At 70.7% G+C, this 23,976-nt stretch carries 14 protein-coding genes; 10 read left to right on the plus strand and 4 right to left on the minus strand.

Annotated elements, in window-relative coordinates:
- Positions 1–14 precede the first annotated feature (14 nt).
- The gene (locus AC16DP_RS41170) at positions 15–1,895 is read right to left on the minus strand and encodes a polysaccharide biosynthesis protein (RefSeq protein WP_483957013.1); all 1,881 of its coding nucleotides are present in this window, start codon (positions 1,893–1,895) and stop codon (positions 15–17) included.
- A 137-nt stretch (positions 1,896–2,032) separates the two neighbouring features.
- Between AC16DP_RS41170 and AC16DP_RS41175 the strand changes: the two genes are divergently transcribed.
- Entirely contained in the window at positions 2,033–2,695 is a 663-nt protein-coding gene (locus tag AC16DP_RS41175; protein ID WP_483957014.1) for an acetyltransferase, read from the plus strand.
- 210 nt (positions 2,696–2,905) lie between these two features.
- Positions 2,906–3,769, plus strand: a complete 864-nt coding sequence (locus AC16DP_RS41180; protein ID WP_483957015.1) for a hypothetical protein — start codon at positions 2,906–2,908, stop codon at positions 3,767–3,769.
- A gap of 17 nt (positions 3,770–3,786) precedes the next feature.
- Here the strand turns inward: AC16DP_RS41180 and AC16DP_RS41185 are convergent, their stop codons facing one another.
- Positions 3,787–6,870, minus strand: coding sequence for a cyclic nucleotide-binding domain-containing protein (locus AC16DP_RS41185; RefSeq protein WP_483957016.1), 3,084 nt, complete (start codon positions 6,868–6,870; stop codon positions 3,787–3,789).
- A 329-nt stretch (positions 6,871–7,199) separates the two neighbouring features.
- Between AC16DP_RS41185 and AC16DP_RS41190 the strand changes: the two genes are divergently transcribed.
- The 8 genes from AC16DP_RS41190 (at position 7,200) to AC16DP_RS41225 (ending at position 19,586) form a co-directional block, all read left to right on the plus strand.
- Positions 7,200–7,892 carry a hypothetical protein gene (locus tag AC16DP_RS41190; protein WP_483957017.1) on the plus strand — a complete coding sequence of 231 codons (693 nt, stop codon included), beginning with the start codon at positions 7,200–7,202 and terminating at the stop codon, positions 7,890–7,892.
- Between the two features lie 29 nt (positions 7,893–7,921).
- Positions 7,922–8,908, plus strand: a complete 987-nt coding sequence (locus AC16DP_RS41195; RefSeq protein WP_483957018.1) for a hypothetical protein — start codon at positions 7,922–7,924, stop codon at positions 8,906–8,908.
- Positions 8,909–8,939: 31 nt separating this feature from the next.
- Entirely contained in the window at positions 8,940–10,307 is a 1,368-nt protein-coding gene (locus AC16DP_RS41200; RefSeq protein WP_483957019.1) for an AHH domain-containing protein, read from the plus strand.
- 8 nt (positions 10,308–10,315) lie between these two features.
- Positions 10,316–11,566, plus strand: coding sequence for an imm11 family protein (locus AC16DP_RS41205; protein ID WP_483957020.1), 1,251 nt, complete (start codon positions 10,316–10,318; stop codon positions 11,564–11,566).
- Between the two features lie 138 nt (positions 11,567–11,704).
- Complete coding sequence (locus tag AC16DP_RS41210; protein WP_483957021.1) at positions 11,705–13,552, plus strand: ATP-binding protein; 1,848 nt, start codon at positions 11,705–11,707, stop codon at positions 13,550–13,552.
- Positions 13,549–14,514, plus strand: coding sequence for a FecR domain-containing protein (locus tag AC16DP_RS41215; RefSeq protein WP_483957022.1), 966 nt, complete (start codon positions 13,549–13,551; stop codon positions 14,512–14,514). The genes AC16DP_RS41210 and AC16DP_RS41215 overlap by 4 nt, the downstream gene beginning before the upstream one ends.
- Positions 14,515–14,518: 4 nt before the next feature.
- On the plus strand, positions 14,519–16,450 hold the full coding sequence (locus AC16DP_RS41220; protein ID WP_483957023.1) for a hypothetical protein: 1,932 nt from the start codon (positions 14,519–14,521) through the stop codon (positions 16,448–16,450).
- Positions 16,437–19,586, plus strand: coding sequence for a COG1361 family protein (locus AC16DP_RS41225; RefSeq protein ID WP_483957024.1), 3,150 nt, complete (start codon positions 16,437–16,439; stop codon positions 19,584–19,586). Before AC16DP_RS41220 ends, AC16DP_RS41225 begins: the two co-directional genes overlap by 14 nt.
- A 6-nt stretch (positions 19,587–19,592) precedes the next feature.
- Here AC16DP_RS41225 and AC16DP_RS41230 read toward each other — a convergent pair whose 3' ends face one another.
- Positions 19,593–20,816: a sensor histidine kinase gene (locus AC16DP_RS41230; RefSeq protein ID WP_483957025.1), complete on the minus strand. Its 1,224-nt coding sequence runs from the start codon at positions 20,814–20,816 to the stop codon at positions 19,593–19,595.
- Between the two features lie 165 nt (positions 20,817–20,981).
- Positions 20,982–23,903 carry a hypothetical protein gene (locus AC16DP_RS41235; RefSeq protein WP_483957026.1) on the minus strand — a complete coding sequence of 974 codons (2,922 nt, stop codon included), beginning with the start codon at positions 23,901–23,903 and terminating at the stop codon, positions 20,982–20,984.
- Between the last annotated feature and the right edge of the window lie 73 nt (positions 23,904–23,976).

The following is a 23,976-nucleotide window of genomic DNA, read 5'->3' on the forward strand; positions in this document are numbered from 1 at the left end:
GCCCGCGGCTCCTGTCACACCGGGAGCTTGTCCGGGGTGTACGTCGGGAGGAGGCCGCGCAGGGCGAGCTTCACGCCGAGCGTGTCACCGGCATGTGCCGCGCGCCCCAGGTGCTCGAGCCGGTCCTGGAAGTCCAGCGGAGGGGCGGGGCTCTGCGCCACCTTGATGCGGTTGCGGACCTGCTGGGTGCGCTCCTCCTCCTCGCTCAGCAGCGTCTCCTCGAGCTTCTCGCCCGGGCGCAGCCCCGTGTAGATGATGGAGATGTCCTTGTCCGGCACCAGCCCCGCCATGGTGATCATGCTCGCGGCGAGCTCGGCGATGCGCACCGGCGTTCCCATGTCGAGGATGCACAGCTCGCCGTAGCCTCCCAGGCCCGCGAGCACCACGAGCCCCACGGCCTCGGGGATGGTCATGAAGTAGCGGGTGCAGTCCGGGTGCGTCACGGTGACGGGCCCGCCGCGTTGGATCTGCTGTTTGAAGAGGGGCACCACGCTGCCGGCCGAGCCGAGCACGTTGCCGAAGCGGACGGCGGTGAACGCGGTGCGCGAGCGGGCCGCGGCGTCCCGGATGACCATCTCCGCCAGCCGCTTGGAGGCCCCCATGACCGAGGAGGGGTGGACGGCCTTGTCGGTGGAGATGAGCACGAAACGCTCCACGCCACAGGCGTCCGCCATGCGCGCGACGTTGCGGGTCCCGAAGACGTTGTTCTTGATGGCTTCCTCCGGCGAGTCCTCCATCAGGGGCACGTGCTTGTGCGCGGCCGCGTGGAACACGTACTGCGGCGCGTGCTCCTTGCCCACGCGTATCAACCGGTCCAGGTCCCGGATGTCCGCCACGATGGCGCTCACCGGCAGCCGCGGGTAGCGCTCCTGGAGCTGGCGCACGAGGAAGTAGAGCTCGTTCTCGTTGATGTCGAGCAACACCAGGGAGGCGGGCTCGTGCGCCGCCACCTGGCGGGCGATCTCACTGCCAATGGAGCCGGCGCTCCCGGTGACGAGGATGCGGCGGCCGGAGACGAGCTTGTGCACCTCCTGCTGATCGAACGAGATCTCATCCCGGGGCAGCAGGTGCTCCGGGCTGAGATCATGCAGCATCGCGGTGGTGATCTTCCGGTCCAGCCAGGTGAAGGAGGCCGGGATGATCTTGAAGCTGACCTGGCGCTGCTGGCACAGCTTGAGGATGTGACGGATCCGCTCCGGCGACAGCCGGGGGATGGCGATGAGCACCTGGGTCACCCGGTGTTTCGTCACCAGCTCGGGGAGTGTGTCGATGGGGCCGAACACCGGCTTGCCATTGAGCGAGGTGCGGCGCTTGGCCGGGTCGTCATCCACGAATCCGACGACGTGCCAGGGACTGCCCGGGTTGCGCAGCAGGTCGCGCAGCAGGAGATCTCCCGCGCAGCCGGCGCCGACGATGATCGTCCGTTTCGTGCCCCGCGCCCGCGAGCGCCGCTGATCGAGGTACCACAGCCGCGTCAGCCGCGGGGCGAACCGGTGGGCCCCCATCAGCGCCGTGGTGAAGAAGAACTCGATGGCGATCACCGAGCGAGGCAGGGGCTCGAAGTAGAAGAAGGACCGGAGCGCCTCGAAGAGGATGGTGGCCACCGCGTTGGCCAGGACGAGCCGGCCCGCCTCGTTGAGGCTGGAGTTGCGGAACGACCAGCGGTGCAGGCCGAACCAGACGAGCGTGGCCAGCCGCGCCGTGAGCAGCAGGGGCAGCCGGTGCTCGAGCGCCACCTGCCAGCGCGTGGGCAGCTCCCCATCGAAGCGCAGCAATACCGCGAAAAAGAGAGAACCCGCCGTGATCGCCGCATCCAACAGGAGCATGAGCGACGAGCGCAGACGTGGCGACCAAGGATGGCCGTGCGCCACGTGCACCATGGGACGCTCGACCACGGGAAGCACTCCTCCACTCTCCCCTTGAGCCATTCCTTTTCCCCCCCCTTGCTCCGACTGCTGAGGAGAGGGTGGAACACGTGGGCGCCAGTTCCAAGCCACCCCCGAGCGCGTGCACTTCGAGGAGGGTCACCTGAATGGAAGTGAGCGAGTGGCCCGTGGAGCAGAAGAGAGAGAATGCCAGGCTGGTCGTCTATGGTTGTGGAGGCCACGGGAAGGTGGTCGCCGACATCGCATTGGCCCGCGGCCTGCGCGTCGAGGGCTTCGTCGATGACGGGGTCCAGCCAGGAGGGTGGGTTCTCGGTCTGCCCATCCTGGGTGGAGCGGCCTGGCTCGAGGCACGCCGGTCCGATGTCAGGGTCGCACTGGGGATAGGGGAGAACCAGGCGCGGCGCCGCATTCACGGTTTGTGTGAGACGTTGGGGCTGGTGCCGGTCACGTTGATCCACCCGTCCGCCGCGGTGGCGGCATCCGCCCGGCTCGGCGCGGGTGTGGTCGTCATGGCCCAGGCCGTCATCAATCCAGACGCCCGGGTCGGAGAGGGGGCGATCGTCAACAGTGGCGCCATCGTCGAGCACGATTGCGAGCTCGGTGCATTCGCCCATCTCTCGCCCAATGCCACACTCGGGGGCACGGTGCGGATCGGAGCCATGGCCCACGTGGGCCTGGGTGCTTCCATCCTGCCGGGCAGGAGCGTGGGGGACGATGCGGTGGTTGGCGCTGGCGCGGTGGTGCTCGCCGATGTTCCTCCCCGGGCGGTGGTGGTGGGCGTCCCGGCGCGCCTTCTCCGTGCTCCGTAGGGCGTGAGCCAACAAAGCCATACAGGGTGCCGCTCGCGGCGATGGCCCTCGGGTTCAGGTGGACATCGGCAACTCCACAATCCGTTGTCTCGATTTCCGCCTCCACGACGAAGCCGTGCCCGCCCGGGCGCTAACCAAGAGCCACATCCTGACTATTTTCACGTGCGGCATGACATGGGCAGTTGTGTCTGCCGGAAAGGTCTGGAGGCCATGTCGGATTCCCAGGTGCGTGACTCCTCGGAGGCCACCTTCGCGGTACTCACGGAGCGGGAGCTCGCCGAGCGCCGGCGCAACGAGGGCGCGCGCATCGTCCAACACGGTCAGCACTACTGGGAGCAGACGGGAGCGCCCGGGTTCTTCCAGCCCGTGCACCTGCTGGCGCGGCTGACTCCAGAGGAGGCGACCCGCCCCACGCCGTTGAGCTGGGGCTACCGGGCGGCGTTGACCCCGGACGCCTCCGCTTCCGCGAACGGCAAGGTTCCCGTCGTGCGGCTACCGGACCTCGGGAGCTATCAGCTCGACAGCCTCTCCTCGAACCGGCGCAACAAGCTGCGGAAATGTCAGAGGCTCGTCCGGATCGTTCAACTGACCGGACCCGCGCTCCTGCTCGAGCAGGGCTACGCGCTCGTCATGGATGCCCTCTCCCGGACGCGGCACAAGAGAATCCCCACCCGTGAGCAGTATGCCGCGGACGTGAGGAAGTACTTCCAGTCGGACCACTGGTGTGTCCTCGCCGGCCTCGTCGATGGCAGGCTGGGCGGGTACCTGGACGGCTACGGGGTGGAGGGCATCGCGTATGGGTTCAACGCGTATTACGCCACGTGGGCCCTGCCGACCAACATCTCCACCGGACTGATCTTCGAGTTCGCGCAGATCTGCCGCAGGCTCGGGAACGTCCACACCTTCGTGGGAGGCCTGGATTCACGCGAGTCTCCCCAGCTGTCACAGTTCAAGGATGACATGGGGTTCGTCGTGGAGCCCATCCCCATCAAATGGGACATGAACCCCCTCGCGCGCACCGTCATCCGCCTGCACCGGCCCCACGCGTACTACCGGCTGACGGGCGAGGCCTGAGGTTCCCCCGTCCGCCTTCAGCCCGCCAGGGAGCGTTTCGGCTCCTCCGGCGGAGGGGGCTGCTCCTCCTTCGGCAGGTCCACCACGTGGGCTCCGCTCAGCGGCGTCTGCTCGGAGGCGTTGATGACGGCGCGCAGCTGCTGGGTCACCGCGCGGAAGAAGCCGGTGAGCAGCTCCGGGCGGTCCGCGAGCAGATCCAGGAAGTCACGCCGGTCGATGACCAGCACCCGCGTGTCCTCCACCGCGATGGCGTCCGTGGGGCGGGGGGCGCCGTCCAGCAGGCTCAGGTCGCCGAAGGTCTCCTTGGCGCGCATGCGCAGCACGTGCTCGCCGTTGCTGCGCGCGTCCACCGCGCCCTCGATGATGACGTAGAGCGCGTCTCCCGGATCTCCCTGGCTGAAGACGCGCTCGCCCGCGCGGAAGCGGGCCTCGCGGGCAATGGCCGCCACCGCCGCCACGTCGTCCACGTCGCTCTGCGAGAAGACGTGCACCTCCTCGAGGAGGAACAGCTTCTGCACCGTCGCCTGGCTCATGTCTCCCTCTTGCGGGGGCGGCAGATCCATGCCGATCCGGCCCGCCACGTAGCGCGCGCACGCGCGCAGCACCACATCCTCGCTGCGGCACAGCCACGCCAGGTGCGCCTCCAACTGGCCCGTCGTGCCCGGAGGCAGATCCCGGTGGTGCGACTCCACCTGCTCGCGCACCAGCCCCCGGTCCTCCTCGTTCGTCAGCGTCTCCAGCAGCTCCAGCGCATACGCCCGCCGCCGCGAGTCCTGGCCCGCCACCTGCTGGTGCACGCGCCGCATCACGTGGGGCGGATGCAGCAGGCCCAGCAGGAAGAAGGACAGCTCCAGCGCCTGATCCAGCCGATCCCCCGCCACGCGGGTGAGCAGCGAGTGGTCTCCCAGCTCCACGCGCAGATCCCGGAAGGGCTCCACCAGGGCGCGGTACACCTCGCGCCGCCGGCCCAGTGCCTCGCGCACGCGATCCTCGTCCACCGGGTGCTCGGGGTGCTCGTCGCGCAGGCGGGACATCTCGGCGCCGATGCGGAAGTGCAGCCGGGCATCGTCGCGCACGTTGGAGAAGAGCAGGGCGTGCAGCGCCCCCGGCGTGCCGATGAGGCGCAGCACGCGCGGCACCTGCAGCCGCATGGCCAGCGGCGCGCTCAGATCGTTGAGCGTCGCCTCCAGCAGGGGCGTCACCTCGTCACCCAGCGTGGCCAGGGCCTCGCGCGCCTCGCGCCGCTCCTCGCGCCAGGTGAGGAAGGTGAGCAGCCGGGGCGCCAGCTTCACGTAGCCGCCCCCGCCCACGGAGTTCACCGCCACGCGCCGCACCGAGCTGTCCGGATCGCTCAGGTAGGGCGTCAGCATGGGCGTGTAGCTCGGGTCCTTCAGCCGCCCGAACAGCCGGGCCACTTCGCGGCGATCCAACACCGGCGCCTGCGAGCCCCGGGCCGTCAGCGCTCCCAGCGACACCAGCGCCGACGCGTGCCACCGCGTATTCAGCAACGCCCCCACGGCCGCGCAGCGCAGCCCCACGTCCGGGCTCTGCAACAGCGGCGGCAGCAGCACCTCCGCCCGCTCCGGCGCCAGCTTCGCCAACGCGCCCACGGCGCTGTCCCTCGGCCGCCGCGCGCCCTGCGTCACCAGCTGCTCCAGCTGTGGGGCCGTCTCGGTGGCGCCCAGCTCCAGCGCCAGGGCCACCGCGCGCTCCTGCACCCGCTCGTGCGTGTGGTGCAGCAGCACGGGCAGGTGGGGCCGCAGCGGCAGTCCCTCCTCCGCCAGCATGTCCAACGCGTGCAGCACCCGGTCCGGCGCGCTCGAGCCCAGCGCCTCCACCAGCAGCCGGCGATCCTCGCGGCCCAGCTCCTCGTCGTCCTCGCCATGGGCGCCCACCTGCTCGCCCAGCGCCTCCACGTAGGCCGGCCGCAGGCGCAGCAGCAGCACGCCGAGCAGTCCGCAGACGCCCACCACCACCAGCGCCATGGTGACGCCGTTGGCCTCGCGGCCCGCGCCGATCAGCAGCACACCGGCCAGCACCGTTCCGCCCTTGCGCAGCAGCCCGTCCACCGCGCCCCGCAGGGCCTCGCGCTCCTCGTCCGGCACCGCCGCGTACAACAGCTGCACGCCCACCGGCAGCAGCGAGTAGTTGACCGCGTTCTCCAGCAGCCGCAGCAGGTGGACGGGCCACAGCTCCTTCGTCAGCAGCGAGGCCACCGCCAGCGGCGCCATCGCCCCGGGCAGCAGCGCCAGGTAGCTCATCAGCCCCAGCCGCTTGAGGAGCCGCTCGGCCACCAGCAACTGGAAGAGCACGCACACCAGGCCGATCCACAGCTGCAGCGAGCCGAAGAGGGCCGCCAGCCCGTCCTCGCTGAGCGTGTTCTCCACGCGCAGCCGGAAGAGGTAGTCCACGAAGGAGGACAGCACCGCGAAGCTCACGCCCAGCGCGGCCAGCACGCGGGCATAGCTGCTGGTGGACAGGTACTCCCAGGCCGCCACGGACGGGGCCATGCGCCGGGTGCGCGCGGGCTGCGGTGCCTCGCTGTGGTGGAAGTGGAAGGCCACTCCCGCGGCGTAGAGCGACAGCGCGCCGCCCACGATGATGGAGGCGGTGCCGAGCCGCTCGGCGAGTCCCTGCACCAGCAGACCGCCCAGCATGCCTCCCGCCATGCCCACGCCGTTGAGCGCGGTGAAGGCCCGCCGTGCCTCGCGCGCGTCGAAGGCCGACGCCATCCGCCCCCAGAAGCGCAGGGAGATGACCGTCGTGAAGGCGTCCACGAAGAGGTACAGCACCACCGCCGGAATCCGCTGGCCCATGGACACGCCCGCGGCCAGCCCCAGCACGATGAGCCCGCCCACCCCGGTGAGCACGCTGAGCGACTCGCTGCGCGCATCCGGCTCCCGGCGCGGCAACAGCGTCAGCGTCGCCACGAGCAATGCGCCCACCAGGTACAGGTAGGGCATCATGTGCGACTCGAAGCGCGACAACACGAGTGCGTTGGCAGCTGTCTTCAGCTGCGTCACGCCAGCGATGAGGGCGAACTGGAACGTCGCCGCGGGCCACAGGCGGTGGCCCCAGGACTGCGACTCTTGGGCTGCCACGGGTGGACCATCCTAGCTGTCGAAAACCAGATTATCCAGGACGAAGCGCTGGCGGGTCATGGCAGGAGGGCAGGCGAGTGGGCGTCAGTCGTCCGCCGCGCCCCCCACAATCCACGAGCGGATGCGCACCAGCTCCCCCGGCGACGGGCTCGCCGCATGCCACGTTTGCCAACGGAAGACAGCATGGGCTCCCCCCTCCGGCGCACCGCCGCGTCACAGCGATTGAAACCTGGTCAGTGATGGCCATCGTGCATGAGGCAAACTCATGGTTGCCTGCCGCCCCGGGCCTGTTTGAGTATGTGACGCGTTGGTCCTACGCTGGGGGCATCATGATCACCGCCGTACTTCTTGCCCTTCTCTGTTCGTCTCCTGACGGCGCCCATCAGGCGCTGCCGCCTGGCGCCCTGGGCGCGCCTCCGCAGGCGGACGAATCCCCGACGGCCTGGGCCTGCACCGTGGAGACCCTGCGGGCGGGCCGCGAATGTATCTTCGAGGCCGAGGTGAGCGCGTCCACGGATGTGCAGGCGCAGGCCGCCGGCAACGTCCGCACCCTCAAGGACATCGGCCACGCGCTGTGCGTGCAGGCCGCGAAGCCGCCCTCGGGAGTGGCGGCGGACAAGAACCTCGTGGCGCAGTGCGAGCGCAAGTTCACCGACGCCGCGGAGGACTCGTGCGGCCTGGACGGCAAGACGCCCGTCATCGACGCGAAGGGCCGCTTCGCGCCGGCCGCGCGGGCGTGCTACCGCCAGCTGTCACAGGTGCTGCAGGACACCACGATGATGGCGACGGTGGCCTCGGCCTGCTGCCAGTGCGCGGAGAAGCGCGGCTGCCCGGGGACGGGTGAGCGCTGCTACGAGAACGTGTCCCGCCAGGAGGTGGGCGCGTCCGTGCTCGCGTGCCTGTCCAGCCAGTGCGGCGAGGCGTGCTCCCTGGTGATGCCGGCCTCCCGGACCACGTCCGGGGAGCTGCAGCCGGCGAGGCAGCGGATCCAGCGCTCGTCGCAGGTCTCGGGGTCGCTGTAGGGGCAACCGGCGGGATGGAGCGAGGAACCATGTCAGTCTTCCAGAAGATGTCGAAGGTGGCGGCGCGTTCGGGCGCGGCCCTGTTGTGCGCGGTGGCCGTGGTGGGGTGTGGCTCGTCCAGGCACACGCACACCCCGATGGACGAGGAGTCGCCGAAGCCGATGCTGGCCGAGGAGCGGCCCACGCGGGCGGCCCGGGCGGATGCGGGTCCGGTGCCCTCGCGGCCGGAGGAGAAGGCCTTCGGGGCCCGTTACGCGACCCCGGCGCAGTGCGAGGTGGCGGCGCGCAAGCTGCTGGCCACGTCACGGGACGACGCCTGGGCGGCGCTGAAGTCGTGTGTCGAGCGCACCCACTTCACGCTGCTCGACGCGCTGCTGAGCGACGCGTGGTACGAGGAGCTGCGGGTGCGGCCGGACGCGGCGCAGGTGATCGCCCAGGTGGTGGCGCAGCGCGGTGGCAGCGTGGAGGGCGAGTTGCAGCTGCTGCACGCGCGCAAGGTGCCCATCTTCGGGCTGTCGGCCGCCATGGCGCAGCCGGAGATGTACAAGGGGCGCTACCTGCTGCTGCGCGCCCAGGTGGCGGACGTGCGCACCGAGGACGACAAGCCCACGGTGTGGCTCGTGGAGCAGGGGCTGGGCTCGGTGGCGCGGGAGCAGCCGGTGGGCTACGCGACCCGGAAGGACTCGGTGAAGGTGCACTCGGGCGCGGTCGACGGGAACGTGGGGCTGCTCGGTCCGTCCAACCTGGGCGGGCAGGTCTCCACCAGCGAGCAGGAGGTGAGCTCGTCCACGATGCAGCGCTTCGACAACATCACCGATGACACCGGCCGCGAGGCGCTCGGCCGCCTGCAGAAGCCGGATCCGTTCTTCGCTCCGGGCAAGGACTTCGTCGTGCTCGCGCGCTTCGACGGGCTGCGCGTCACCTCCAGCGGCGAGGAGGATGACGAGGACGCGCCCAAGCTGCCGGTGCTCACCATCGTCAGCTACTACGCTCCGCATCCGCTCCTCGTGTACTGAGTCCCGGCGGCGCGGTGTGTTTGAGGGTTTCGTGGGTTTCGTGGGTTCTTGCCCGGCCAGCGCGCGGCGGCGCTCCTTGCCGGGCGTGCTGGCCCTCGTCGTGCTCGTCCTCCAGGCCGCGTGCGCTCCGGTTTTGTCTCGGAGTGGCTCGCGGGAGGACTCCCGGCAGTCGAGGCTGATACCTCCGTCCTCTGATGGAGAGGCGACTCGTCTGCCCACCGGCTTCGGCGCGGTGCGGTTGAGCGATGCCGACTTCCAGCAGGCCATGGCCCGCCTGGTGCTGGAGGTGCCGCTGCGGGTGGCCTCCGCGCCCTCCAAGCTGTACGCCAGCCGCCAGCTGGTGCTGGCCTCCGCGCCGCCCGCGGACGAGTCCTGGCGGTCGGAGCTGGAGCGGTCCTACGGGCGCTACTGCGTGCGGTGCTGCACTCCGGGCGATTGCCTCGGGTTGCTGCGGGACGGCTCGCGCTTCGACGCCGAGGACAAGACCACACTCGCGTTGGCGCTCGCCGTGGGGCCGGCCATCGAGGCACGAGACGCGGAGCTGCGCGGCATGTTCTCCCCGGCGCAGTTGGTGACGACGGTGGGCATCTCCATCGCGGGGTATCTCGCGCTCCTGGCGATGCCCGAGCCCGTCTCCAAGAGCGTGGCCACGGCCTTTGGCCTCATGCTGTGGGCGTACCTGGGGTGGGAGCTCTTCGACCTGATGCGCGGCTACCTGCAGCTCCGGGAGGAGGCGGCACGGGCCACCACGTTCGCGGAGCTGCGCGAGGCCGGTGAGCGCTTCGGCAAGGTCATCGGGCCCAACAGCGTGCGGATTCTCGTCATGCTGGGCACCGCCGCCGTGGGGAGCACGGGACAGCTGCTGTCCAGGGCACCGGAGCTGCCGGGGTTCGCGCAGGCCGTGCGCTCGGCCGGCTCATCCGGCGTGCGCCTGCTGACGGCGGCTCAGGAAGCGGACAAGGTGAAGATCGCGGTGGCCGAGGGCTCCTTCACCGTGGTCCTGCCGGCCAACGCCTTCAGCATGGCCGCGGCGGGCACGCTCTCGGGTGGGTCCCCGAAGAAGGACAAGCCGGAGTGGCACCACATCGCCACCATCGAGAACAGCAAGTCCTCGCTGCGTGGTGGACCCTGGACGCCGCGTTTCAAGCAGATCTTCGACAAGGCGGGCATGTCGATGGATGACCCGGCCAACAAGGTTCAACTCATCGGGCACAAGGGGCCGCATCCCGAGGCGTACCATGAGGCCGTTTTTGAGCACCTGTCTGAGGCAACGCGGTCCTGCCCCAACAAACAGGAATGCGAGCGTGCCTTGAGGACAGCGCTCCAACAGCTGGCTGCGAAGCTTAACGACAAGAACAGCGACCTCTACAAGCTGCTGACCGGAGGGTCACTCCGCTAGGAGTTCTCATGGCGAAGCAGTATTTCAAATTGTTCGATGACCTCTACATTCCTGACCGGTGGCATCTGGAGCGCCCCTTGGATGAGCGGGGGCAGGAGATACCAACCTGGCTGTTCGATCAGGGCGAGCCCGTTCACATCGAGGGGCGCATCCGAATTCCCGTCAATATTCCCGGCAAGGCGCTCGATTTCACGCTGCTGACAAGTGGTCCTGTTCCCGTGGTTCATGCCAGGGCCGCGGCCATCTTCGCCGAACTGGCTCCGAAGGATGTTCAGCTCATCCCGGTGGAAGTGGAAGGTCAGAGCGACCCGTACTTCCTCCTCAACATCACGCGCGTCGTGAAATGCATCGACGACGAGACGTCCAGCGAGGTGCTCTACTGGAAGCCGGAGGATGAGCGGCCAGAGAAGATCGGGCATTACCAGTCAGTCATTGGTATGCGCATCGACCCCACCAAGGTAGGTGATGCCCAGGTGTTCCGTACCTGGGGATGGCGCGTGGTGAGCGTCGTCTCCGAGGACATCAAGGCCGCGCTGGAGCGCATCGGAGTCACCGGAACGAAGTTCACGTTGGTCACCGGCCCGAGCTCCGTCAGCCCGGAGGAGCGTGCGCGCAGCCGCAAGTGGCGCGAGCTCCTGGACACCGCGGAAGCGGCTCGCGATGCCACCTGGCGCACCCTGGGCGAGCTCGACAAGGCGGTCACCACTCCCATCGCCATGAACGACTCCTGGCCCGCCCATCGGCAGTTCTGGCGTGTCATCCGCCGCGAGGACGGGCGCATCCTGATCGTCTCGCACGGGCTCTCGGATCCGTTCTACGAGCGCAGGGAGCCCTCCGTGGGCTTCGGCCTGGAGCTCGCACTCGAGACGGATGTGGCCGTGAAGAATGTCTTGAAGGGCTGGCCCCTGCTCCTGCTGGAGCGCGTGGCGGACGAGGTGGCCGGACACGAGCACGTGCGCGAGCGGCTGAAGGCGGGCCTCTTCTCCATGGAGGTGTCCGGCAAGCGGATGCCCAAGGCGCTCGTCACGGGAGAGGGCCGGGTGGGCGTGCTGCTCGGTGTGGAGTCACGCTCGTTGCCGCGACATTTCTCCACACCCTATGGAGAGGTGCGGCTCGTCACCGTCAATGCACTGCTGCCGCCGGAGCTGGAGTACCTGCTCGCGCACGGTGAGCAGGGCCAGGCCGAGCTGGCGCGCCGTTTCACGGAGAGTGAAGTGGAAGAGCATCTGTCCCGTGTGCGGCGGCGCTCCACCGTCTGATTCCGAGCGGAAGCGTCCTCCTGCCAACGCCCGAGGGCCGAGCGCGTTCACGGTGTGACGTCACACCCCACCTGGGTCGCATCCAGGCCGATTCCCTGTGCTGCAATCGTCCGCGTCTGCTGGACAGGGGAATGGTTCGTGCCCGTGCGCTTCGTCTCGAGATTGATGCTCGTGCTGGCCCTGGTGGGGGTGGTGCCCGTGTTGTTGCTCGGCGGGCTGTCCTTTCGCGCCAACCGCGATGAGTTGCACCGCCTGGTGGGAGGGCTCCAGACGCAGTCCGCCACGGAGCTCGCGCGCTCCTGCCGCCAGCTCGTCCTCACGGGCGTGGACAACCTCCGCCTCGCCGCCGAGTACCTCCCGCTCGAGCAGCTCGGGCCCCAGGAGGCCTCCGAGGTGCTGAGCATTCCCCTGCGCCAGCTCGGCTCCCTCAACCTGCTCGTGCTGGTGGATGCGCGGGGCCACGCCATCGCTCCGGCCGTCTTCTCGCCCGAGGGTGGTGGCAACCGCCAGCCCGTCACCGACGCCTCGCTGGAGCTCTTCTCGCGCCAGGCGCCCGTGCACGACGCCCTCTCCACCGGTGCCGCCATCGGCCCTCCGTACCGCATGCCCGAGACGTCCGGCGGCCGCGTGGCGCTCGCCGTGCGCGCGGGCGAGGACGCCTCCCGCCTCCTGCTCGCGGAGTTGTCGCTCGCCGAGCTGGGGCGCCAGGTGGAGGAGCTGGCCGGGGAGGATGGACTGGCCTTCATCGTGGATGCCCAGGGTGCACCGGTGGCCTCCGCGCACGGCGCGGGCACGCTGAGCGAGGAGCAGCGCGGACTGGTGGCCGAGGGCCTCTCCCGGGGCGAGCCCGTGGTGCGCACCGTGCGCGACCCGGACGGGGCCGAGTTCCTCGCCGCCTTCGTTCCCGTGCCGGATCTCGGCTGGGGCGCGGTGGTGGGCCGCAGGGCCAGCGCCGCCTTCGCTCCCGCCGAGCACGTGCGGCGCTCGACGTTCTTCTGGGCCCTCATGGCGTTGGCCGCCACCGGGGTGCTCGGCTTCGTGCTCGCCCGGGGGGTGAGCCAGCCCGTCGCCCGGCTCTCCGAGGGGGTGGCCGCGCTCGCCGAGGGCCGCTATGGCGAGCGGGTCCCCGAGGAGGGCCGGGATGAGCTCGGACTGCTCGCCCGCTCCTTCAACCACATGGCCGGCGAGCTGCAACGGCGCGACGCCGAGCTGCGCCGCTGGAGCGAGGAGCTGCGGCAGCGCGTGGACGAGCGCACCCGGCAGCTGCGCGAGGCGCAGGATCAGATTGCCCGCACCCGGCGCATGGCGGCGCTCGGCTCGCTCAGCGCCGGCATCGCCCACGAGCTCAACAATCCGCTCACCGGCATCCTCGGCCTGCTGTCGCTCTCGCGCGACGAGGTGCCCGCGGACTCGCCCGTGGGCCAGAGCCTGACGATGGCGCTGGAGCAGGCCCGGCGCATGGCGGGCATCATCCGGGAGCTGGGCCAGATGGCGGAGCAGGAGCGCGCGGGCGCCGGCCGTCCGTTGGATCCCGCCCAGCCGGTGCGCGCCGCGCTCCACGAGGTGCGCGAGGAGCTCCAGTCCCGCGGGGTCACCCTGTCCTGCGAGCTGGGCGAGCAGGTGCCGCGGGTGCTCGGCCACGCGGATCAGCTCCAGAAGGTGGTGACGAACCTCCTGCAGAACGCGCTCACCGCGATGCCCTCGGGCGGCACGCTCTCCGTGGGGCTCGCGGCCGTCGAGGGGGATGCGGTGTGCCTCTCGGTGAAGGACACCGGCAAGGGCATCCCCGAGACGATGCGCGAGCGCATCTTCGATCCCTTCTTCACCACCAAGGACGAGCCCGGGCGGGTGGGGCTGGGGCTGTCGGTGGCACACCGCATCGTCGAGGCCCACCATGGCCGCATCCGGGTGGAGAGCGACGCGGGGCAGGGCACCACCATCACCGTCATTCTTCCCGCGGCCAGCGCGGAGGCGCACCTCTCATGAGTCAGCCGTCACGAGATTCCCTCGGCCGGGCCCTGGCGCTCGGGCTGTGTCTGGTGGCCCTGCTGGCCACGGCGGGTTGGTTCTTCTTCGAGCGTTTCGGGGCCGCCCATCCGCCGGGCACCCTGGCCGCCGTGCCCGCTGCGCCCGAGCCGTCTCCCGTCCCGGCCGTGGTCCCGGACGTGCGTGCCACGGTCGTCGAGGTGGTGGGCTCGGCGCAGTGGACGCACGACGGGAAGTGGGAGGCGCTGCGGGTGGGGCACGAGCTGGCGCCCGATGACTCCGTGCGCACCAGCCCGGGCGCGCGGGTGGACTTGAAGGTGGGGGACGAGGCCTCGCGCCTGTCCATCCCCGAGCGCTCCGAGGTGCGGGTGGGCGAGGTGACGCGTGCCGTCCACACCATCCAGCTGCAACGCGGCCGCATCGACGTGGACTACCACGGGCGCGAGGACCGGGTGCTGCGCGTCCAGAGCGACAATGGCACGGTGGCCGAGACGCGGGCCGCGCGCTTCACCATGCTGCGCAACGGAGACATGGTGGCGGTGGCCACCCGGGGCGGCTCGGTGAACCTGTCGTCCGCGGGCGTCACCGTCCAGGTCGGTGCCGGGCAGCAGTCGCTGGTGATGAAGGGCGCCAGGCCGCTCACCCCGGAGCCCATCCCGCTCGAGGTGCTGCTGAAGGTCGCGTCGCAGGTCTCCGCCAGGGATTCGCTGTGTGTGTCGCTCTCGGGGAAGGTCCGGGTGGGGACGGAGGTGTTCGTGGAGGGCGAGCCCGCCCTGGTCGCCAGCGATGGCTCCTTCCGGGCGGACGTCCCGCGCCGCGAGGGGCTCGGCCAGGTGAAGGTGGTGGCGAGGGAGCCCGGTGGGGAGATACGGGAGATGATGATGGCCTGCCGTCCCGTCCGCGCGCGCGCCGGTCCCCGGCAGGCGGAGTCGGTGAAATTCCGTTGGGACGAGGCGCGCTGACGCCATGTTCTCCTGCCCGAGGACGCTCCCGCTGCTCCTGGTGGGGCTGCTGGTGGGTGTGTGGCCCGGCCTGGCGGTGGGGGCGGACGCCGCCCGGCCGCGGCAAGGGGGCATCCGCATCCAGTGTGTCCCCGGGCATGTGCTGCTCGGCGCGGACCCGGAGGCCGAGGTGCGCATCGAGCTGGATGCCGAGGCCACCGGGCTCGAGCTGTTCGCCAGCAAGGGAGAGGTGGGGCCGGTCACGCAGGTGAAGCCGGGCGTCTTCCGCGCCACCTACGTGCCTCCCCGGCAGCGGCTTCCGCTGGAGGTCATCCTCGTGGCCCTGGCCCGGGGACCCCGCGGGACGCTGGATGGCTGGTCGGTGCTCCCGCTGTGGGGCCAGGGCGAGGCCGAGGTGCGCACGCGCGCCGGAGCACCCGTGACGCTCCTGGTGGGAGGCCAGTCCTTCGGGCCCGTCCTCGCGAACGAGGAGGGCCTGGCGCGCATCCCCGTGGCGGTGCCGCCCGGCGTGCACGAGGCCTTCTTCGGCAAGCGGCGCATCGATCTCGGGGTGCCCCCGCAGCCCTTCCTGCACGCCGTCGCCGAGCGCCGCCAGGTGCGGGCCGATCTCGAGGAGACGGTGCCCATCCGCCTCTACTCGTTGAAGCCCGGGAAGGCGGCTCCGCGCGCGGGCGACTTCTCCGTGTCACGCGGGACGCTGAGCGAGCCGGCCGGGCTGGAGCCGGGCGTGTTCCTCCTGCGGTGGACCGTGCCCCCGGGGCCGGCGGGGAGCCTGGAGCTGAAGGGCTCGGTGACGGGGGACAGGCAGGGGGCGGTGAGCGTGCGGCTGGAGTCGGTGCCCGGTCCGGCGCGGCACTTCGAGATGCGGGTGGAGCCCGAGGAGCTCGTGGCCTCCGAGGAGGTGCGGGTGGCGGTGGAGGTGTCCGCCAGGGACGCCGTGGGCAACCCGGCGCGTGCCGGCCTGCGGCTCGAGTCCGACTTCGCGGGAGAGGGGGTGCTCACCGAGCGCCAGGCGGGAGCGTACGCGGGGAGCTTCCGCCTCGCGCCGCGCTTCGGCACACGGGAGCGGATGGAGCTGCGGCTGTTCGCGGAGGAGTCCCCGGCGCCCGTGGTGACGCGGACCCTGAAGCTGCGCCCCGCCGTGCCCGCGCGGGTGATGGTGCGGGCGCTGCAGCCGATGCTCATGGCGGATGGCCGCTCGGAGGCCATCTGGCGCATCGCCGTGGAGGACCGTTTCGGCAACCCGGTGCGCGAGCCCTGGCCCGAGGCCGCGCTCGCCCGGGAGCAGGCCAGCACGCTCCTGTCGAAGGCGCCGGGCACGTACGAGCTGCGGTACGTGCCGCCCGTGGCCCGCGTGGATCACCTCTCGGAGCTGGAGGTGCGGGTGGGCGAGGTGCAAGGGCGTGGAACGCTCCCGCTGTTGCGCCGCCGTCCGGTGCTGCTGGTGGCGCCGCGCGTGGGCCTGGTGACGAACCTCGGGGATGTGCTGGCGCCGTCCGCGGGGCTGAGGCTGGAGGCGTGGCCGTTGCCCCAGTGGCCCGCCCTGGGGTTTCTGGTCGACACCGGTTTCCTGGGGTTCTCGCGCACGGGAGGCGAGGTGGCGCCGGGCTTCACGGGGCGCAACGAGTGGCTCGACACCACCGTGGCGGTGGGCCTGCGCACCCTGAGCGACAAGGGCCTCCAGGGCTGGGTGGCGGCGGGACCGTCGGTGGCCCGGGTGCGCAGCCGCGTGGCGTGGAACGAGGGACCCGTGCTGGAGGAAGGCACGTGGGTGATGGGGGCGCAGGCGATGGTGGGGATGGGCCTTCCGCTGGGACGGGGACAGCCCTTCCTCGAGGCGCGGTTCTGCTGGTTCGATGATCCGTCCCTGCGCGTGCTGCGTGGCGCGCTGTGGGGCGGCGGTCTCCATGGGGGGTATCGCCTTGAGCTCTTCTGATCGTGGCCTTCCTCGGCTCGCCGTGCTCCTCGCCCTGTGCGTCCTGGGGGGCGCGTGTGCCCGGAGTCCGGGTTCCGCGCATGACCCGCGTCCCCGGCGCATGGTGCCGGCCTGGGGCTTGAGCTCCGAGCCGGTGGACGTGGTCATCGAGGGGGAGAACTTCCTGCCCCTCGTCACCCAGCACCTGGGCAGCGGGGCGCCGGTGTCGATGGACGAGCACTTCGAGGCCTTCCTCGGCGAGGTGGGGCTCGAGGACGTCACGTGGGTGGATGCGCGCACGCTGCGGGCCCGGGTGCCCGGGGGGCTCGCGCCGGGCTGGCACTCGCTGGCGGTGGTGGGGCCCCTGGGCGGGCGCGTGGAGCTGCCGCGGGCGTACCTGTCCTCCGTGGAGCCCCTGGCGCGGCTGGAGGCCGGGGCGGAGTTGGAGCGGGGGCAGGTGTCGGTGCAGGAGCGGACCCGGCTGGTGCTGACGGTGCGGAACACGGGCGCCTCGGCGGCGCGGGCCGTCACTCCGGTGCTGCGCTCCAGGGGCGAGGGCAGGGTGGAGGTCATCTCGGAGCCCGATCCCACCGACATCCCCGCGGGCGGGAGCGCGTCGTTCTCCTGGGTGCTCGGGGCGGCCGCGCCGGGAGACGTGCTCTTCACGCTGGAGGTCCAGGGCCGCGAGGAGCACACGGACACGGAGCTGCGGGTGTCCGGCGTGGAGGTGGGGCCGCTGCGGATCCGCAACCGCGCGGAGCTCTCCGCCGCGTTCCTCTCCCCGGAGCAGCAGGTGGTCAACGTGGGCCAGCGGGTGAAGGTCTCCCTGCTCGTGACGAACACGGGAGAGACCGGGGCCATCGGGGTGGTGCCGGAGGTGACGGGGCGCGTGGCGGACGTCGTGTCGGGGCCGGTGCCCGCGCGCGCGGATCTCCCGCCTGGAGCGAGCCAGGCGTTCGCGTGGGAGTATGTCGCCGGCCAGGCGGGCACCCTCGTCCTCAAGGGGGTCGCGGTGGGGCGTGATGCCTTCAGTGATGTGGAGGTGCGTGCCGAGGCCCAGTCGGCCGGCATCTCCGTGCAACTGCCGGCGCAGCTGTCGGTGCGCTTCCCCTCGCTGCCCGCCAGCGTCAACCTGGGGCAGGAGTTCCTCGTCGAGGTGGAGGTGACGAACAACGGCGACTCGGCGTTGCTCGACGTGGTGCTCGACGGCGAGAGCGTCTCGGGAACCTGCGCGCCGGAGCTGGTGCCCGGGACCACGCCGTGGCCGGCGAGCGTGGACCTCCTTCCCGGCCACGGGCAGGCGGTGTTCCGCGCGCGCCTCATCGGCAAGGCCGAGGGCTCGTGTGTCTTCCATGCGGGCGCGCGGGGGAAGGATCAGACGAATGGCGTCACGGTGGTGCTCCCTCCCGTCAGCTCCTCCACGCTCCTGGTGCGGCGGCCGGCGGCGCTCACCGCCGCGCTCTCGGCCCCCATCCGAACCAAACCGGGGAACACCTTCGAGGTGAGCCTGACGGTGACCAACACCGGGAGCACCCTGGCGAGAGGAGTGAAGCCCTCGCTCCCGGTGCCGAGCAGCAGCGCGGCGGAGTTTTTCGCCGGACCCTTCCCCCCGGAAGGGGATGTGGCGGGGGGAGCCAGCACCACCTTCACCTGGAGCTACCGCGCCACCCGGGTGGGCAAGGCCTCGTTCAAGGCGGAGGCGGGGGGACAGGACGGCAACACGGGTGCGGCCGTGGCCACCGGGCTGGTCTCGTCGGGCGAGGTCTCCATCGTGCCCGAAATGGAGAAGCTGCTCGACAACCCCTTCGGGGATGGCTCGCCCTTCGCCCAGGTGCTCGGCTACGACGGCCGTGTCTACCTGGGCCCCAACAAGAGTGGCACGGGAGGCGTGAGCGTGGACCTGGAGGGGCTCGGGGGCCAGAGCTTCGGCTTCTTCGTGCACAAGGACACCACGAGCAACTTCAGCCAGAACACCTCCGCGTCGCCCTACCGCTCCGTGGGCGTGACGGGCTGCAGGGCCAATACGTCCGAGTGCGGTCCGGACAACGAGGATGGCCGTGGCTTCTTCTTCGCCGGCCGCGTGGGGACGCAGGAATGGCTGGGGATTGGCGGAGCCAGGAGTGGGGGAGACCTGGACTACGTCTACCTCGGCCAGGACACGGATGATCTGAACACCATGTACCTGCGCTACCTGGATCTCTCGGCACTGCTCGGGGGACAGACGCGGGGCTTCTCCTCGGCCCTCTTCTTCCGGGATCGCCTCTACCTGGGCTTCCCGGACACCGGTGGCAGCCGGCCGTACCTCCTCGTGGCCAAACGGTTCCCCACGGTGGACCCCGGCTACGACGCCGCCCCGGGCACGGATGTGGAGGACCTGAGGGCCGACAACATGCCCGGCATCGGCGCGGGCGGTACGCCCAAGAACATCGCGTCCGTGCAGATGATCGACGCCATGACCGGGTTCAATGACCGCCTCTACGTGACCAACAACGGGGGCTGCGTCCGCTCGACGACGCCCACGCCGCGCTCCTTCAGCGCGTTCCCGGCGGATTGGACCTCGTGCACTCCGTCACTCGCGGCCTGGAGCTCACGCCTCGGCCGGACGACAACCAAGGCGGCGGACCTCGAGCCGGCGGACCGGGCCGTACCGCAGCTGGCCGTGTTCCAGGGGAAGCTCTACCTCGCGCGCAACACCACCCACTCCTCGGGGGTGAGGGGACCGCAGCTCTTCGTGTGCGGCCCGGAGCGGACGGGCTCCACCACGGACTGCGATCCGGGGGACTGGTCCCTCGTGGCCGCCAACTCCACGGGGGACACGCAGCTCACCCAGTTCAATGATCCGGACAACGTCTCGCTCTCGCTCCTGGTGGCCACCGCGAATGCCCTCTACGTGGGCTTCGACAACGCGTCACGAGGCGTGGTGCTGCTGCGCGCCCCCACGGCCGTGCCCGTCAGCCGGGACGACTTCAAGGGCAAGGCGGGGTGCTCCGCCGCGCAATACCCCTCCACGTGCGAGGGCCTGGGGGGCAACGGGCTGGGCGCGGGTGCCACGCGCGTCTTCGATGGCAGGGTGCTCGGCGCCAGCGGGAGTGAGCTCATCTTCCTCACCGCCGGCAATGGCATCGGGCCGGCGGGGCTCTACCGGCTGGTGGACTGAGCCGCCTCACTGCGCCACGGCGCTCACCGGCTCCAGGGGCATCGCGGTGCGGGAGGTCCGCACATGCGGCGGCAGGGAGAGCCGGAACGTGGTGCCCTCGCCCATGCGGCTGTCCACGGTGATGGTGCCGTCGAACGCCTCGACGATGGACTTGCAGATGAAGAGGCCCAGCCCCGTGCCCTCGCCCGAGGGCTTGGTGGTGAAGAAGGGCTCGAAGAGGTGCGCCATGTTCTCGGCGGGGATGCCCATGCCGGTGTCGCCCACCTCGGCGCAGGCCTCACCATTGGGGCCCGTCCACAGCCGGACGCGGATTTCATGCTCGCACCCATCCTCGGGGATGGCCTGGGCCGCGTTGACCACCAGGTTGAGGAAGACCTGGGCCAGCCGGGCCTCGTTGGCGCGCACCAGCGGCACGTCCTGGTAGTCGCGCACCACGCGGGCGCGGAAGCGGATGTGCACCAGCGCCATCTTCAGGGCCGCCTCGAGCACCTCGCGCAAGTCCACCAGCATGCTCGAGTCGTCCGGGTTGCGGGCGAAGGCCTTCACGTCCTTCGCGATGTCGCGCACGCGCTCGGCGCCGTCGCGGATGTCGCGCAGGGTGCTCTCCATCGCCTTCACGCGCTCGGCCAGGGCCATCAACTCCTGGCCCGAGCCCTCGCGGGCCTGGCGCCGGATGCCCTCGCGCAGCGACGGCAGCTCCTCCTCGAGCCAGTCCAGGTTGGAGAGCACGTAGGCCAGGGGCGTGTTCACCTCATGCACCACGCCGGCCGCCAGCAGGCCCAGCGAGGCCAGCCGGTCCGCCTGCACCAGCATGGCCTGCATGCGCTCGTGCTCCTGGCGCATGCGGTACTGCTCCAGCGCCAGCTTGAGGCGGTGCGCCAGCGCGTCCACCTCGAAGGGCTTGAGCAGGTAGTCGAAGGCGCCCAGGCGCAGGGCCTCGACGGCGCTGTCCACGTTGCCGTAGGCCGTGACGATCAGCGCGTTGCACCCGGGCTGCACCGAGCGCAGCCACTTGAGGAACTCCAGGCCGTTCTCCCCCGGCAGGTTCTTGTCGATGAGCGCGCAGGCGAAGGTGTGCTTCGCGGCGAGCTGGCGCGCGGTGGCCGCGTCCGGGGCCAGCACGGGAACGGCGCCCGTGCGCTGGACGATGAAGGACAGAATGGTGCGCAGCGATGGCTCGTCGTCCACGACCAGCACGGACTCGGGAGCGGGATTGGCACGGGTTCTCATGGGTGTCGATCTCCCACCCGCTGAGCACTTTTTTCAGGGGGTGCGACAAACTGAGGTCGACATGCCTGGGACGCAAGGGAGCAAGCGAGCTCAGGCCTTCACGGCATTCACGGGAATGCCGGAAGCGTTGGCGGATGGACACGCGGCTGCCCCCGAGGGCAGGTCCTACAGGGCGAAGCCCACCAGGTGCAGGTCCCCGAGCCCGTCATCGAAGCGCCGGGCGTACTGGTAGAACAGGGACACGGGAACGGCCTGCCCGAAGGTGGTGCGCAGGTAGACGGCGCCGCCCGCGGCCCGGTGGTTGTCCCTCAGGTCCGTGCGCGCCCAGGAGCCGAACGCCTCCAGCTCCACCTGGCTGATGAAGAAGGAGGGCAGCACCCAGAAGAAGGAAGTCCAGCCGTAGTCGATGATGACACGGTAGCGGTAACGCGCCTGGGCGATCAGGACGCTGCGCGCGCTGAGGGCGTAGTCCTCGTAGCCGCGCAGGTACTCGGAGAAGGAGGTGCCCGGCTGGAGGAGATCCGGCAGGTCGCGCGGGCTTCTGGGGCCCTCGCGGAACTGGAGGGCGGTGCCGGCCTGGATGCCACCCACCTGGAGGAGTCCCTCGGGCGCGTTGGGCAGGAAGCGGGCGATGGCGGTGAGCTGGAGGTTGTCGCGCAGGAGGAGGGGCAGTCCCGGCACGTAGGCGGTGGCCTCGGCGCGCAGGTCCGCGAAGGGGTTGGCGTCGTCGAAGGCGAGCGGGTACACGCCCGCGCCCAGCGACAGGCCCACGCCCCGCTGGGTGCCGCCGTAGGAGGTGCCCTCCCCGGCGAAGTAGGAGAGGGAGGCCTCGGGTCCGAGGAGCGTGGTGCGCAGCCCGGGGCGCGTGGCGGTGGCGTAGTAGTCCCGGCGCAGGGCCAGCACGTTGAAGCTCACGGGCGTGGTCCAGAAGGTGCGGGAGGTGGACAGCGAGGCCTGGAGGTCCCTCTGTCCGGGCTGGACGAAGCGCGCCACGGACAGCCCCGTGTACCAGGGGGCGGTGAGGGCGGTGGCGTAGCTGAAGGAGAGCGTACTGAGATCCCTCAGCTGCGAGTCCACCTGGGCCAGCAGCGCGTACTGGTGGAAGCCGAGCCTGTCCTGTCCGGCGAGGGCCAGGCCGCCGTAGAAGATGGGCTTGTTGCCGTTGTCCGTATCCGGGAGCGCGTAGAAGTAGGGCGCGCGCAGCTCCGGCAGGAAGAAGTGCTCCAGCGGCGAGTAGGGCGCGTCGGTGAGGATGTCCAGCGTGTGCCCCTGGTACGGAGCCGAGGCCCGGGACGGGGCGGGCTCGGGGGCGGGGGAGGGCGCCTGGGCGACGGCCTCGGCGGGCGCCACCGGGGCGATGGGCGCGCGATCCAGCGAGAAGTCGAAGCGGTCGCGGTTGAGGAAGACCACCTCCGACTTTCCGGCGGGGGCCACGTCCATGACCAGGTGCGGGGCGTCGGTGATGCGCACCGGCTCACCGCCGCTGGCCAGGTCGAGGACATGGGCCTGCCACCGGCCCTCGTGCTCGCGCTGGAAGACGATCCGGTTCGCGTCCACCCAGCGGGGCGAGTAGTTGAAGTGCGTGTCCTGGGTGAGCGCGCGCACGGTGCCATCGGTCTCGAGCAGCGCGAGGTTCCAGCCCTGCTCCGTCATCTGGGGGAAGACGATGCGCCCGTCGGCCGCCACCGAGGGCGGCCCCAGGGAGGAGTGTCCCTCGAAGCGCGTGAGTGGCACGCGTGCTCCGGTGGCGAGCTCCAGCCGGTGGAGGTTGGCGGTGTCGCCCTCGACATGCACGAAGACGTAGGCCTGACCATCGGGGGTGACGCCGCCGCCCATGCCCTCGAGGCCCTCCCAGGTCTTCACGACCTCGCCGGTGCGCGCGTCCACCTGCCACACCCGCGACACGTAGTTCTCCAGCGAGTCGACATCCGCGGCCACGAGGAACAGGAAGGAGCCGTCGGCGGTGAAGGACAGGCCGCTCATCACGGTGGGGAAGGTGGCGATCCACCGGCGCCCGGGGAGGAACTGGGTGAGCGAGTGGCTGAAGCGGACGGAGCCATCGGACTCGCGCACGGTGAGGTGGGTGACCCGGTCACGGTCCGCGTCCACGGTGGCGATGGCGCCGTCCGGCGAGGCGGCGAGCCGGGCGAAGTAGCCCACGTTGGGGGCGAGCACCTGCTGGGTGGCGGGGCGCACCCGCCGCTCCTGGGTCCGGGCGAGGCTCCAGGTGAACTCCTCGAAGAGCGAGCCGAGGGTCCGGCCGTACACGTTGTCGAAGCGCAGCGTCAGCGCGAAGGGGGGGATGAGGGTTCCGCCCTGTACCTCCACCAGCTTCCACAGCTTCTCCTCGCCGTAGCGCTCCACGAGCCATTGGATGAAGTAGCTGCCGGTGAGGTAGTTGCCGCCGAGCGGATCCATCCGCCGGTGCTCGGGGGAGAGGTAGCCGGGGTGGAAGCGGCCGTCGAGCGACTGGGAGCCGGCCTCGAAGAAGCCTCGCCACAGGGGGCTGTGGGGGCGGCCCTGGGACTTGCCCAGGCGTCCCTCGTAGTAGGTGGCGAGCCCCTCGAGGAACCAGGACTCGGTCAGGCTGTTGGGCTGGAAGAGGCCACCGCTGAGGGTGTTGATCAGCCACCAGATGCCATGGGTCTGCTCGAGCTGCACGTAGTGGACGGACTCGTGGCAGCCCACCTCACCCAGCTCGGAGGGGCCGAAACCCAGCAGGTTGAAGAGCTCCAGCGACATGTGGGCCGGGAGCACCATCTGCTGGGGGATGCTGGAGTAGTCGGGGTTGACGTACGCGTTGTTGAAGTCCGCGCCGGTCAGGTAGGCGACCACCCGCTCCTGGGAGCCGGGCTTGCGGGGGAGGCTGCGCAGGCGCTCGACACAGTCCTCCAGGCGGGCGGCGATGCGCAGGGCCGAGGGGCGCAGCCGGGCCGGGTAGTAGAGCTCCAGGGTGCGCGTGGTGAGCTTGCGCATGTCGTCCCGGGCGAAATCCGCCTGGACGTTCTGGGGGAAGCGGGGTGTGACGAAGGCACACCCGGCGAGGGAGAGGAGGAGCAGCAGGAGGGGGGGGAGGCGGCGAGGCATGCGCCCCCATCCTAGGTGCGGTCACAAATCGTGGCGATGAACTTGGTTTTCAGGGTAAGGGGGTCGACCGTTC

It is taken from the genome of Archangium sp., assembly GCF_057119385.1.

Coding starts and splice junctions, on each gene's coding strand:
- AC16DP_RS41175 (WP_483957014.1), top strand. CDS start 2,033: ATGGAAGTGAGCGAGTGGCCCGTGGAGCAGAAGAGAGAGAATGCCAGG.
- AC16DP_RS41180 (WP_483957015.1), top strand. CDS start 2,906: ATGTCGGATTCCCAGGTGCGTGACTCCTCGGAGGCCACCTTCGCGGTA.
- AC16DP_RS41190 (WP_483957017.1), top strand. CDS start 7,200: ATGATCACCGCCGTACTTCTTGCCCTTCTCTGTTCGTCTCCTGACGGC.
- AC16DP_RS41195 (WP_483957018.1), top strand. CDS start 7,922: ATGTCAGTCTTCCAGAAGATGTCGAAGGTGGCGGCGCGTTCGGGCGCG.
- AC16DP_RS41205 (WP_483957020.1), top strand. CDS start 10,316: ATGGCGAAGCAGTATTTCAAATTGTTCGATGACCTCTACATTCCTGAC.
- AC16DP_RS41215 (WP_483957022.1), top strand. CDS start 13,549: ATGAGTCAGCCGTCACGAGATTCCCTCGGCCGGGCCCTGGCGCTCGGG.
- AC16DP_RS41220 (WP_483957023.1), top strand. CDS start 14,519: ATGTTCTCCTGCCCGAGGACGCTCCCGCTGCTCCTGGTGGGGCTGCTG.
- AC16DP_RS41230 (WP_483957025.1), bottom strand. CDS start 20,816: ATGAGAACCCGTGCCAATCCCGCTCCCGAGTCCGTGCTGGTCGTGGAC.
- AC16DP_RS41235 (WP_483957026.1), bottom strand. CDS start 23,903: ATGCCTCGCCGCCTCCCCCCCCTCCTGCTGCTCCTCCTCTCCCTCGCC.